General features: G+C 49.9%; 12 protein-coding genes. 4 read left to right on the top strand and 8 right to left on the bottom strand.

Going from position 1 to position 12,347, the window contains the following annotated elements; translation table 11 throughout:
• Positions 1-152: 152 nt before the first annotated feature.
• Entirely contained in the window at positions 153-1,226 is a 1,074-nt protein-coding gene (locus tag IPF95_17835) for a hypothetical protein (protein MBK6476544.1), read from the top strand.
• A gap of 155 nt (positions 1,227-1,381) precedes the next feature.
• A complete protein-coding gene (locus IPF95_17830; protein ID MBK6476543.1) occupies positions 1,382-1,645 on the top strand; it encodes a hypothetical protein in 264 nt (87 codons plus the stop codon).
• A 3-nt stretch (positions 1,646-1,648) separates the two neighbouring features.
• Here the strand turns inward: IPF95_17830 and IPF95_17825 are convergent, their stop codons facing one another.
• The gene (locus IPF95_17825) at positions 1,649-2,032 is read right to left on the bottom strand and encodes a gliding motility-associated C-terminal domain-containing protein (GenBank protein MBK6476542.1); all 384 of its coding nucleotides are present in this window, start codon (positions 2,030-2,032) and stop codon (positions 1,649-1,651) included.
• A 328-nt stretch (positions 2,033-2,360) separates the two neighbouring features.
• Between IPF95_17825 and IPF95_17820 the strand changes: the two genes are divergently transcribed.
• The gene (locus IPF95_17820; protein MBK6476541.1) at positions 2,361-3,224 is read left to right on the top strand and encodes an energy transducer TonB; all 864 of its coding nucleotides are present in this window, start codon (positions 2,361-2,363) and stop codon (positions 3,222-3,224) included.
• A gap of 23 nt (positions 3,225-3,247) precedes the next feature.
• Here the strand turns inward: IPF95_17820 and IPF95_17815 are convergent, their stop codons facing one another.
• From IPF95_17815 to IPF95_17795, 5 genes are all read right to left on the bottom strand, one after another.
• Positions 3,248-3,988, bottom strand: a complete 741-nt coding sequence (locus IPF95_17815) for a TerC family protein (GenBank protein MBK6476540.1) — start codon at positions 3,986-3,988, stop codon at positions 3,248-3,250.
• 103 nt (positions 3,989-4,091) lie between these two features.
• On the bottom strand, positions 4,092-4,730 hold the full coding sequence (locus IPF95_17810) for an alpha/beta hydrolase (protein MBK6476539.1): 639 nt from the start codon (positions 4,728-4,730) through the stop codon (positions 4,092-4,094).
• A gap of 36 nt (positions 4,731-4,766) precedes the next feature.
• Positions 4,767-6,254 (bottom strand): histidine ammonia-lyase, encoded by a 1,488-nt coding sequence (hutH, locus tag IPF95_17805; protein MBK6476538.1) that lies wholly within the window; start codon positions 6,252-6,254, stop codon positions 4,767-4,769.
• Between the two features lie 94 nt (positions 6,255-6,348).
• Positions 6,349-6,753 (bottom strand): hypothetical protein, encoded by a 405-nt coding sequence (locus IPF95_17800; GenBank protein ID MBK6476537.1) that lies wholly within the window; start codon positions 6,751-6,753, stop codon positions 6,349-6,351.
• An 80-nt stretch (positions 6,754-6,833) separates the two neighbouring features.
• A complete protein-coding gene (locus IPF95_17795) occupies positions 6,834-8,246 on the bottom strand; it encodes a histidine--tRNA ligase (GenBank protein ID MBK6476536.1) in 1,413 nt (470 codons plus the stop codon).
• Between the two features lie 452 nt (positions 8,247-8,698).
• On the opposite strand from IPF95_17795, the gene IPF95_17790 reads away from it, so the two are divergent.
• Positions 8,699-9,151, top strand: a complete 453-nt coding sequence (locus IPF95_17790; protein MBK6476535.1) for a KTSC domain-containing protein — start codon at positions 8,699-8,701, stop codon at positions 9,149-9,151.
• A 72-nt stretch (positions 9,152-9,223) separates the two neighbouring features.
• Here the strand turns inward: IPF95_17790 and IPF95_17785 are convergent, their stop codons facing one another.
• Both IPF95_17785 and IPF95_17780 read right to left on the bottom strand, forming a co-directional pair.
• Positions 9,224-11,173: a VCBS repeat-containing protein gene (locus IPF95_17785; protein ID MBK6476534.1), complete on the bottom strand. Its 1,950-nt coding sequence runs from the start codon at positions 11,171-11,173 to the stop codon at positions 9,224-9,226.
• Positions 11,174-11,237: 64 nt separating this feature from the next.
• Positions 11,238-12,335: a hypothetical protein gene (locus tag IPF95_17780; protein MBK6476533.1), complete on the bottom strand. Its 1,098-nt coding sequence runs from the start codon at positions 12,333-12,335 to the stop codon at positions 11,238-11,240.
• Positions 12,336-12,347: the final 12 nt, after the last annotated feature.

Genomic DNA, 12,347 nt, shown 5'->3' with positions numbered 1-12,347 from the left:
CATGGGAGCTCAGAACGTGTTACCTTTGATAGCGTAAGCGTTCATGCGGAAGTTGATCGAATGGATCTTTCCTGTACGGGAAAGATCGAGTAAAATAGTGTGGGGTTGGGTTTGAATGCGGTGTACGAGTGATGATCAATACCTGCGATACCATGAAGAAATTGACTCTTGCGTTTCTATTATTCAGCACTGCCGCGCATGCCCAGAACGTTGGGATAAATGCTACGGGAGCAGCGCCCGCCGCTTCAGCCATGTTGGATATAACAAGCGGCACAACCGGCCTATTGGTTCCACGTGTTGTTCTAACATCGATCGTGGTTGCAGCGCCCATCGTGGCACCTGACAATTCGCTGCTTGTCTTCAACACGAATACCGTCGCAGGTGTTAACGGGGTTTCACCGGGGTATTATTACTGGAATACGCCGACGCTAAGATGGATCCGTTTCGCTGCCTCTACAGATGCGTGGGCGATCTTAGGAAATGCCGGAACTGTTGCTGCAACGAACTTTCTGGGCACGACGGATAATATCGGCGTGCAGGTCAGGACCAATAACATTCAACGGTATGAGTTCAACACCGCTGGTCAATTGGCTTCATTCGGCGACGGAACAGCCGCATTGCCCGCCTATAGTTGGACAACCAACACCAACATGGGCCTTTTCCGCCAAAGCTTGAACACGTTGGGATTTTCCACCACTGGTGTAGAGCGCATGCGGATCTCCAATATCGGCAATGTCGGTATCGGTGGCGTACCCGGCGTAGGTGCGATCCTGGATCTTCAGGCCACGAACAAGGGTGCGCTCCTTCCCCGTGTAGCGCTCACCAGTATCATCTCCAATGCACCTATTGGTGCGGCCGGGATCCTGCAGGCCATGATGGTGTACAATACGGCCACGGCAGGAGCCGCGCCCAATAACGTCTATCCAGGCTATTACTATTGGGACGGTGCTAGGTGGAGACGGTTCGTGGACGCTACAGTTGGCGTTTGGTACTACCCTCCACTCAACATAGCCGCGAACACCATATACACGTTGACTGCGATCATACCGGGCCATACATGGAACTCAGGTGCCTCAGTGGTCCTTGGCGGGGATTGGGCGGTGCCACCCAATGTGGTAGTGGAATCTGTGGAATCGCGAACTGGACAGGTCCGCTTCAGGGTGTACAACTATGACCTTTTCACTAGTTACCTCAATATGGACTTCATCATTACCACCACACGATGAGCCATTGCTGGAAAAGAAATATGACATTGGTGATCTGGGTCCTGTGCAGCTTTGCCGTTCTGGCCCAATCGTCTTCGAGACGAGTTTCTATACGAACCGGCCCTACAGAAGTGTCGGTCACGACAGAAGCCATTCCTCTCCATGATAGTTTGGGAATGAATCCTTACCTCGATCTGGAAAGATCCAGTGAAACCCGGCCTGGAGTGAGGGAAAGCGAAGTGGAGGAAGTTTCGATCACGCGGGATGCCCTTCCGATAACCGGGGATAGCATGCCTTCAGCGGTCAAGGGTACTGCATCTGCTTCTACTTCTTCAACGAAGTCTTCCATCACATCCGTGAACGTCCCGCCGGTGGATGCCATACCTGCAGATCAGTCTCGCCCGATGGCACCAAAAGTCGCAGTGCGTGCAAGCGAATAACCCCTAGCTCACCAAGGTCACATGCCCAATGAGAACACGGGCATCGCCGTTGCGTTCCATGATCACGTTACACACGTGCACATCCAAAGGTGATCCCGCACCATCGTGCGTTCCGTCCCATGCCGCGTTGCGATCACGCGTATCGAAGGTTAGCAAACCCCAGCGATCGAAGACCATGATGCGGTAGTTCCAGCCAACGGATCCGCTGAGGACGGGGCGTAAGGAATCGTTGCTCGTATCGCCATTCGGGGTGAAGGCGTTGGGCACGAACACGTTCGGATCACCGGGCATGGAGATGAAATTGCACACCGTATCTGGGCAACCGAAGTCATTCACACCAACGAGGCAGACGGTGGATCCGCCACCATCCGCAGGGCACACATGCAAGGGATGGGTCCCGGTGGATCCTTCGCCATCATCGAAATAAAAAACCGGATGATGTTGGCAAGTACTATCTTTCTGGCTTATATGGACAACCTCAATTGAAGGCCATCTTCATTCGCTATCGCACTGACCCTTCTACTGTAAAGGTCGAGAAAACCGCTGAACCGAACGAAGCTCCTGAAGTACGCAGCAGGCATAAGGAAAAGAAGAATTAGTCTTTAATTTTCCGAGAGGAACTTTCGTTGGACCTGTATATCGATCGAACGGAATTGTAGGTTGAAGTGTACTGCTTGTTAGTAACCCGGCGTTACCCAAGCAAATCCACTTCAACATGATCCCCATAGCCGTACTTTTTGCCGCACTTCTTTTATTCTCCATCGCGTTAAGCAGCACAGGATGGAGTAACGTACTTTCCGCAGCTCGCAATGAGCTAGTATTCGCTGATCGGAATAAAGCTTACGGTGCCTACGTCATCCGCCAGGAACATCATCGAACGATGCTGATCGCATTCTTCACATCCGTTGGGTTGATGGGTGCGTTGCTATTCCTCCCACGCTTGTTCCAAGATCCGGTCGTGAATGCTGACCCACCAAGTCTCACAGCAACCGATTGTATCTTCGATATCCTGCCACCAAGCGTTCTTCCTAAGACGGATATCCCCAAAGTCAACACCAAAAAGCCTGAACAGTCGAAGCCTGCTCCGACCCAGGATGCAAGCGTACGGGTTGCAGTTGATAGCGTCCTGACCACACCTCTGGATACTACGACAACTACGGTCAGCACTGATCTGATCGGCGACAGCACGAGTACGAATGGACCGGATACCGGAAACAGTACGAATTCCTCAGGTGGAACCACCGGATCGAACGAGACCGGTCCTATTGATGACTGGGGTGTTGATGTAAAACCAGAATATCCAGGTGGTGAAAAGGAACTCTACAAGTACCTTAAAAGATCCATTAAATATCCAGTGGATGCAAGTAGGCTCAACAAGTCGGGCAGGGTTGTTATTGCCTTCGTAGTTGATGCCGATGGCACGATCACTTCTGCAACGGTGGTCAAAGGTGTCCATCCAAGTATTGATGCAGAAGCGTTGCGTGTAGTTCGGGAAATGATAAAATGGAATCCCGGCAAATACCAAGGGAAGAACGTCGCGGTCCGGTTCAAACTACCTATTGTCTTTACGGTGATGTAGCCACCGATCCAAGGTTCTGTGAACTACTTGTTCAGCTTGACCACGTGTTTACGCTCGGCTCTCATATTCAGCAATTCCACAGCGAAGCTGAAACCCATGGCCACGTACGCATAACCTTTTGGTATCTTGCTATGGTGAATAGGTTCAAGACCTTCGAAAAAGAGCATGAACCCTACCATGACCAGGAAGGAAAGTGCAAGCATTTTCAACGCAGGATGTTGTTCGATGAACGAACTGATCCCCTGAGCGAAAAAGAACATGACGAACATCGCGATGATAACCGCTGCGATCATGATCTCCACATGATCGGCAAGGCCAATTGCGGTAATGATGCTATCGAAACTGAAGATGGCATCGATCACTACGATCTGTGCCATAAGGGCACCGAAACTTTTGGCTCTGGATGAGCTTTGGGTCAAGGTTTCTTCGCGTTCGAGCTTATGGTGGATCTCTTTAACGGCCTTGTAAAGGAGAAACAAACCACCAAAGAACATGATACAATTACGCAAGTTGAAACCGTATCCGAACAAAGCGAACAACTCGTTCTCTCCGTTCTTTACCAACCAGCCTAACCCGACCAGCATTGCGGTCCGCATCAGGATCCCCAGGACCATCCACATGCGCCGTGCCTTCGGGCGATCTTCTTTGGGCATTCGGCCCAGAATGATGCTGACGAATATCACGTTATCGATCCCGAGTACGATCTCGAGTATTGCAAGCGTGATCAAACTGATGGCACCTTGAAGGGTAAAGAGCTCTTCCATAGGTGCGAAGATCGTAATTGATCGAGATCCGATAACGTATCTTCCTTTAGAAATTACGTAATTCGCTCAACAAAGTAAACAACAGCCGCAACGGCGCGATCCACTATGCGTTGATCGCTTTGCGGATCAGGTCGGAGACCTCCTTCGGTTTGGTGAGCACCATGATGTGCGGCCCTCCTTTTACGACGTGATCCACAGGGAATCGCAAAGGCGTTACAACATCCTTATCGCCATGGATCCGGACAACAGGCCCTTTCCAAGGTGAGCCTTTCCAGTGCATGATCGCTTGTGCTCCGTGCCTGATCTTCGTTGCGGACTCTTCACAGGCCATGCGGTAGAGCAGCTGATCGGTTTTGCGGTCGCGATCGCCGAGTACGCGTTTAAAAGGCCACGTAGCCCACATGGTGAAGTGATTGATCAGATTCGGCAGTGCCAATTTCTTCGCAACATTCAAATGCGGCGGTCTCTCGTGCGGACCGGTCCATGATGATATCAGTATCACCTTTTCTGGTTTTGTGATCGCCGCCAATTCCTGCGCCACCATGCCACCCATGCTCACACCAACAAGTATGTGTGCTTCATCTTTCTTGACCTTTTCTGCCATCAACTCGGCAATGGACGGCAACGTACATCCCTTGGCGAATGGAGGCCAATTGAGGTATACCGTATTATATCCCGCCAGATCGATACGATCAAATAACCGTTGATCGGTTCCAACTCCGGGTAATAGGTAGATGGTCATTGCTTTGATCGGCGGTGGCTCTGCGATGATCGCGGATCACAACGGTAACTCGCTCACGAACCCTAACGCATTTTCCATCAGATCATGCATCACAAGATCGTTCTTTACGAAAGGTACACGTTCGCGGAAAGCGGCATGCAATGACTCCAATTTATTGGATGACTTTGTTGGTCGGCGGAAATCCAATGCTTGCGCGGCAGTGAACATCTCTATCGATAGGATGCGCTCCACATCTTGAACAACTGCCCACGTTTTCAGTGCGGCGGCGGCACCCATGCTCACATGATCTTCTTGTCCGTTGCTACTGTCAATGGTATCCACACTGTTGGGCATGCACCGTTGTTTGTTCGCACTTACCAATGATGCGGACGTGTATTGCGGGATCATGAACCCACTGTTCAAGCCGGGTTCGGCCACGAGGAACGCAGGTAATCCCCTGTTCCCGCTGATCAATTTATACGTGCGGCGCTCGCTTATGCTGCCGATCTCAGCTACTGCAATGGCGAGAAAATCCAATGCCAACGCCAATGGTTGTCCGTGGAAGTTACCGGCACTAATTATCAGGTCCTCATCTTCGAAAACTGTTGGGTTATCCGTCACGGCTTCCAATTCGCGCTCCACCACACTCTCCACGTATGCTATAGCATCACGCGAAGCGCCATGCACTTGCGGCATGCAACGGAAGGAATACGGATCCTGAACGTGTACTTTTTTCCGCTTGATCAGTGCACTGCCTTTCAGCAAGGCATTGATATTGCTCGCGACCACGGCTTGTCCAGGATGTGGTCGCACAGCATGGACCGAAGGATGGAACGGTTCGATACGCCCATCGTAAGCATCCAACGACAACGCTCCGATCACATCAGCGAGTTGCGCCAAACGCGTTGCTTTTAATGTGAGCAATGAAGCATAGGCATTCATGAATTGCGTTCCGTTCAGCAAGGCCAGCCCTTCTTTTGGGCCAAGTTCCAACGGCTTCCACCCTTGTTTCTTCAGTGCCGCTGAGGACTTCATGCGTTTGCCTTGGAAGAACACTTCACCCAGACCCAAGAGTGGCAAACTTAAATGGGCCAAAGGAGCAAGATCTCCGGACGCGCCTAATGACCCACGTTCGTAAACGATCGGCAACATATCGGCATTGTACATGTCGATCAATCGCTTCACGGTAGCCGGCGCAACTGCACTGTGCCCGAATGCCATGTTCTGCACTTTCAGGATCAGCATGGCGCGTACGATATCCGTTGGAACCGGGTCACCACTTCCACACGCATGGCTCATCACCAAGTTCTTCTGCAATTGCTGCAGGTCCTTTTTCGCGATGGACTTATCATACAACGACCCGAAACCTGTATTCACTCCGTAGATCGGTTCATCACTCCTTTTGAGTCGATCAGCCAAGTACTTATAGCTGCATGCAACGGCCTTTGTAGCCTCCGGACTTAGGCCGATCGGACAGCCGCTGTTCAGGATATGTTCCAGCTCGGTCAATTCCAGACCGATAGTTCCGATAAGGTGGGTGCTCATTGTGTTGTGGTGAATTGAAATAGAACGCTGATAACGCAGAAAAAACTGATCAACGCAGAATTATTCTTTAGGTATCGTTCTTATCGACATTCCGTCAAAGCTGTACTTCGTATATGTACATATGACCGCTTTCTGGATCGATAAAGTAAAGTGAGCCTTGGCTACCTGTCCAGACTTCGAAGTTTCTCGGTGGATCGAACCAAACAGGTGCATTTTCAGGAAGGGCCGGCTCCGTTGTAGCACGATGTAATCGGTTTTCGACAGCGAATTCCATTGCCCATATAGTCTTCATCTCCAAATACATAATGTACTCCTTGGTGAAATGAGCCGATGACCAATATTGTCCGTTCAACACCTCGACTTTTCCTGGTGTTGGGTCGCTATCCGCCCAATAACGATAGGTCTGAAGACCTCCGACATGGATCTGTTCCCCAGCTGCATCGGTAGTTGAACCACCAGCATTTGAGATTGGCGAGCTACAAGCAATAAATCCCAGCATAAGGCAACAACTTGTAAAAAATAGACAAGCTGCGTTTGTTCGAGAGCGAGTTCCATTATGAGAAGGTTGATTACTAAACATCAAACTTTCGTATTCAGGAGTATTAAGAGGTCCTCTTGTTTCACCGCCTTTTGCTCGCCGGTCTTCATTTCCTTTATGGTAATGATGCCTTGCTTCAGTTCCTGCTCACCAATGATCGCGACATACGCAATGCCCTTATCATCGGCGTACTTGAATTGTTTCGCCATTTTGGCTGCATCGGGATAGAGTTCCGCTGCAATACCTGCTTCGCGCACAACTCGGAGCAACTTCAAACAATGCAATGCTTCCTTCTCCCCAAAATTGGCGAATAGCAAGCGTATGCTACCACCAAGCGCTTTTGGGAATTTGTCGGTTTCCAACAGCACATCATAGATCCGGTCCGCACCGAAACTGATACCTACACCGCTCATATTCTTCAATCCGAAGATCCCGGTAAGGTCATCATAACGTCCGCCGCCACAGATGCTGCTCTGCAAGGTTCCTTCCAGTGCTTTCACTTCGAAGATCGCACCTGTGTAGTAATCGAGACCGCGTGCAAGTGTCGGGTCGAATTCAAGTGTTGCGTTCGTCAATTTCCCTACAGCTTCGAATGTCGTGTCCAGATCCTTCAATCCTTGTTGTGCAATGGTTGATGATGCAAGCCATTTCTTTAAGCGTGAGGCTTGCTCGGTCCATGATCCGGATAACTCAAACAGCGGTGCAATGCCTTTGATCGCATCATCAGAAATGCCCTTGGAACGCATTTCTTCCTCGACCTTTTCTCGTCCGATCTTATCGAGCTTATCGATCGCTGTGACCATATCCACCACTTTTTCTGGTTGCCCGCTTACCTCGGCGATACCCGTAAGCACCTTCCGATCGTTCATTTTGATCGCGACGTGCAGTCCCAATGCGCCGAACACTTCATCCATCAGGTGGATCAGATCAACCTCGTTCAACAACGATGTACTTCCGATCATGTCGGCATCACACTGGTAGAACTCCTGGTATCTTCCTTTCTGTGGTCGATCTGCACGCCATACTGGCTGGATCTGATAGCGTTTGAAGGGAAAGGAGATCTCGTTCTGGTGTTGAACAACGTAGCGTGCGAAGGGAACGGTAAGGTCGTAGCGCAGGGCCATGTCTGCACCAATTGAAGAAAATATTTCTTGAAATTCCCGGATACTATCGAGCGGACCATTATCTGTTCCTGCTCCAGATCCTTCATAAGCCTCAGTAATTGCTTTATAGAGTCTTTCTCCACGATTCAAAATTTTGAAGATCAATCGATCCCCTTCCTCGCCGTATTTACCGGTAAGTGTTTCCAGGTTCTCCATGGCCGGAGTTTCGATCGGTAGGAAACCGTACTTCTGGAAAACACCACGGATGGTGTCGAAAATGTAGTGACGGCGCAGCATCTCCGTAGGTGAGAAATCGCGTGTGCCTTTGGGAATACTGGGCTTTTGTACCATGGAATTACTTAAAGATCGAAATTTCCGATGCTGATCGGTCGTTTCCGGACCGCGAAAGTACGGGGCACAATGCAAGGACTGTGGAATGCCCTGAACTCCTGAGCAGCTACAAAAGGGCTAGAAACAGCGCGACCGCCAAGGCTAAGCCCAATGGCGGTCCGCTGACCAGAACTATTGGTCTGCCGTACGGCAGACCCTTCGCTGATACAAGTCTACAGCGTTCAGACGCGGAAAACCGGTGCATTTGAGGAAAGGATGCGGAGCCACGAGGAACGGCGAGACAGACCATGTCTGCTCCTCCAGAATCGAAATAGCTCCTAAGAATTTGGCCAATTATCCGGGGTAGAACACTTCAATTTCTGTCCGACTGATGTTCAGATCGGAGAGTTTACCGACCTTTGCGGCCGTTTTCCGCTGCCTTTTGTTCGGCTTCGGTTCCAATATCGAATAAAATGAAGAAGATCGCCGATAGCCGTAAACTCCTAGGCACCTTGCCCAGCGCCACATTGCAGGACCTGAGTGCGCGGTATAAGACCTTGATGAAACAGCACCATCCGGACAAATTCACGGATGAAAAGGAGAAAGCAGAAGCCGAATCCTACAGCAAGCATTTGATCGATGCATACCACTTCTTGGTGAGCATTGCCCCAGAGACCCATGCCCGCAATATTGAGGAATACACCTTGACCACAGGCACCGGAGCGATCACCGATTGGCATTATCAGGCCCAGACATTGAAGCTGACCTTCGGGGATGGCACGGAATACGAGTATTACCACGTGCCATCCAACATTTACAACAAGTTCTTGAACAACCAGAGCAGCTTACGCTTTGCTCGCAGGCATATCTGTAGTTCATTCACTCGGCGAAGACTCGCAAAAAAGACGGCTGACGAGCAGAAGTGATTTGATCGGATCCATCGCAAACAAAAAGGGCGGCCCTTATCAACCGCTCTTTTCGTTATACGCGTTGGACTATTACTTCGTGAACCTACGCACCATTATGGTCTTGTCCTTTGAAATGGTCACTGTGTATGCACCGGATGTGAGTTTACTTACATCAAAACGACCATTGATCAGTGTCGCGTTCAGGACCTGTTTACCAGAGGCATCCAATACATTAATAATGGCGTTGGAGAGATCAGTTGATGCTGTTACCTGTAGAATGTCCTGCACAGGGTTCGGGAAGAGGTTCAGTTCTGCTGCCTCGGCCTCGTCGATGCCAACAGGATGTGCTCCTTCAACTACGGTCAATGTTCCATTGATGGTTGGGGTCATGATGTGATCCACAATACCGGAAGGCCAGCGTACGATCACCTCCGTGATAGCATCCGTGAGACCTAGACCGAAATGTGCACCAATGCTGCTCATGTAGCGGAAACCTTCACCTGCGCGTACATCACGGATCTGGTTGCCTTGTGCTGTCATTACCTCTACACGGGCACCGATACCATCGCGATTGCTCACTGTTCCGATCGTACGGACCTTGAGGTAATTGTTATTATTACCTGTGTTCATGTAGATGGTACCCTCATTCACGATATCCCAGAAACCATCATTGTTCAGGTCGCCCATTGGGCCAATACCCGCAGGTACCGGTGATTGCGTAAATGTCATATTTCCGTTGTTGATCATGATGGTATTTCCTGCACCCATGATATCCAACCAACCGTCATTGTTGAAGTCGTAGGTAACGTGTTCGTGACCAACGCCCGTAAATGTGTCGTAGCCCGAACCAACGGTTACGTTCGTGAAGGTCGTAAACCCATCATTCCGCATCAATTGATGCCCACCATTCTGGAAACTACTTGCGCCCACCAGCACATCCATATCACCGTCATTGTCGAAATCGCCCCAAGCAGATGACCATGTCTGGGTGTTATCAGCCAAGCCGACCAGTGGTGCTACATCCGTAAATACGCCTCCGTTGTTCTGCAACAATTGGTTAATGCCAGAAGGTTGTTGTGCACCACGGCATTTGGAAATAAAGCAATCCGCATCACCGTCATTGTCATAATCCACCCAAAGCGATCCATAATTTCCACCGTCCGGTGTATCGCCAATACCACCTTGAATGAAGGTCAGATCACCATTACCATCGTTCATGAAATAGCAATTCGGCTCAACATCATGACAAGCGAACGCATCGAGAATTCCATCATTATTGATGTCGATGAAATTAGTGCGTTGGGTGAAAATGTATTCGGGAGGAGATACCTCATGGAATATGGTACCATCTTCGTTCGCGATCATGAACGTTACACCACTTCCACTACCGTACATGAGATCACGGAAACCATTATCATCCAGATCACCTGCTGCAAGGCTCCATGACGCCGAGTGATCGGCGGTGGTGGTAGTGATATTCGTTGAAGAAAATCCACCGGTCGCCAGCTGATGATGAATGTTGATATTGGTCGAAGTGACTGCGACCAGATCATCCAGACCATCACCATCCATATCCACCACAGCGAGTGATGAACCGGAGACGCTAACAGTCTGAGGTGTAAAATTGATCAACGCATTAACGGGATCCGATCCGACAATGCTGAAATGGAAACCTAAGCTGCTCCAACGGTTATCAAAAGCAATAAGGTATGTGACCCCTGTAACTGAGTTCCAGGAAGCAATGGATGTATTCCCGTCACCACTATCGTCATCACCACCTACGCAGGTCAATGAACCGCATGATCCGGAATAAACATTAATACGTGTATCAACCCCTTGTGACCCAGGGAGATCAGTAGAAACCGTAATTGTATTGATCCCTGTCGCAGTGAAGGCATACCATTCACTTGCCGATGTGTTCCCTAGCCCATTTTGGGCGCAGATCGGATCCGGGATCTCTGGGCCATCCACTGCGGAGACCACATATGAACCTACACCGACGGAGATCGCCGTGGTGCATGAATTCTGCGCTGCACCTATCATGGCGGTCAAAAGGGCAATTGAGAGTAATCCTGTTTTCTTCATGAACACTGGTTTCTAGGACTTAGTTACAAGGTGGCGAAAGGGAATTGATCCAATCTTCAACTAATTGGACGGCTTCATCATGGGCAACACTTCTGCCCAACAAAGGCATTCTGATCTGTTCTTCGTCAGAGGACATGCGATAATGCATTGACGATCTTTCCACGTTGCCCGATGTTACGATGTACGTATATAACGAACCGAGATCTTCCGTTGGCTCCACACAAACACCGAGGTTGATAGGATCCGATGTTTCACTGAACGCATAACGGATCGGCCTATAATCGCAATGTTTACCCTCAGAGTGACAATGCGCGCAATTGATATCCACATAAGCACGCACACGTTCCTGCAGGTCCTGTGTTTCATCATCCCAGCGCACAGGTGTTACGATGTTCGGAGGCACATTGGCTTCGAGATAGCCTACAGCCTGCCATTTGGCCAACTGATCCATGGGACCATCCGCGAACATGAATGAATTCCTCAAGTTCATAGGCTTCGGACCGATCGGCACAATAAGGTCATAGTTCTTATGACACGTAAAGCATTCACTTTCAGTCGGGATCCGGTATTCGGCATGGCGTAGTACATTATTATCATCGACCCAATCGATCGGAATAGTCGCGCCATTCATGTCCAAAGTAGCTTCTGTCTGGTCCGCATTCCACACATAATCCGCGAATTCCCATTGTCCATTTCTTCGGAAAAGCAAGCGGGTCTCGATGATCCTTTGCTCATCCGCTGGCATTACATGTTCGTAATAGAAATTCTTGATGAGGACGGAACCGTCATCAAAATCCAGTGGGTTCCCATCGCCAGCGTATTGTGCTTTTGCTCCTACGGGCATCCAAACAAAACGCTTCTTGTGTGCATAATCCGTAAAAAGCGGGTTCAATGGTTCAAACGGCAGTACACCTTGCACGGGTATCATATCCGCCAGTGCGCCATCAAAGAAGTTGTAGGTTGAAAGAACCGGATAAGGCACCGCACCAATATCGAACACCACGGGCGATTCAGGAAGAGGCGTTCCGGGATCGGTAGGTGTAGGCTCAGGCTCCTCTTTCCGACAAGCTGTGAAAACAAGAAACATGGAACACACGACCAATACAATTGACCTCATGCTCCGAAGATG

The sequence above is a fragment of the Flavobacteriales bacterium genome (assembly GCA_016704485.1).
Classification (GTDB): Bacteria; Bacteroidota; Bacteroidia; order Flavobacteriales_F; family PHOS-HE28; genus PHOS-HE28.
This window is presented reverse-complemented; position numbering and strand designations above follow the sequence as displayed.

Coding starts and splice junctions, on each gene's coding strand:
- IPF95_17835 (MBK6476544.1), top strand. CDS start 153: ATGAAGAAATTGACTCTTGCGTTTCTATTATTCAGCACTGCCGCGCAT.
- IPF95_17830 (MBK6476543.1), top strand. CDS start 1,382: ATGAATCCTTACCTCGATCTGGAAAGATCCAGTGAAACCCGGCCTGGA.
- IPF95_17820 (MBK6476541.1), top strand. CDS start 2,361: ATGATCCCCATAGCCGTACTTTTTGCCGCACTTCTTTTATTCTCCATC.
- IPF95_17815 (MBK6476540.1), bottom strand. CDS start 3,988: ATGGAAGAGCTCTTTACCCTTCAAGGTGCCATCAGTTTGATCACGCTT.
- IPF95_17810 (MBK6476539.1), bottom strand. CDS start 4,730: ATGACCATCTACCTATTACCCGGAGTTGGAACCGATCAACGGTTATTT.
- hutH (MBK6476538.1), bottom strand. CDS start 6,254: ATGAGCACCCACCTTATCGGAACTATCGGTCTGGAATTGACCGAGCTG.
- IPF95_17800 (MBK6476537.1), bottom strand. CDS start 6,753: ATGCTGGGATTTATTGCTTGTAGCTCGCCAATCTCAAATGCTGGTGGT.
- IPF95_17795 (MBK6476536.1), bottom strand. CDS start 8,246: ATGGTACAAAAGCCCAGTATTCCCAAAGGCACACGCGATTTCTCACCT.
- IPF95_17790 (MBK6476535.1), top strand. CDS start 8,699: ATGAAGAAGATCGCCGATAGCCGTAAACTCCTAGGCACCTTGCCCAGC.
- IPF95_17780 (MBK6476533.1), bottom strand. CDS start 12,335: ATGAGGTCAATTGTATTGGTCGTGTGTTCCATGTTTCTTGTTTTCACA.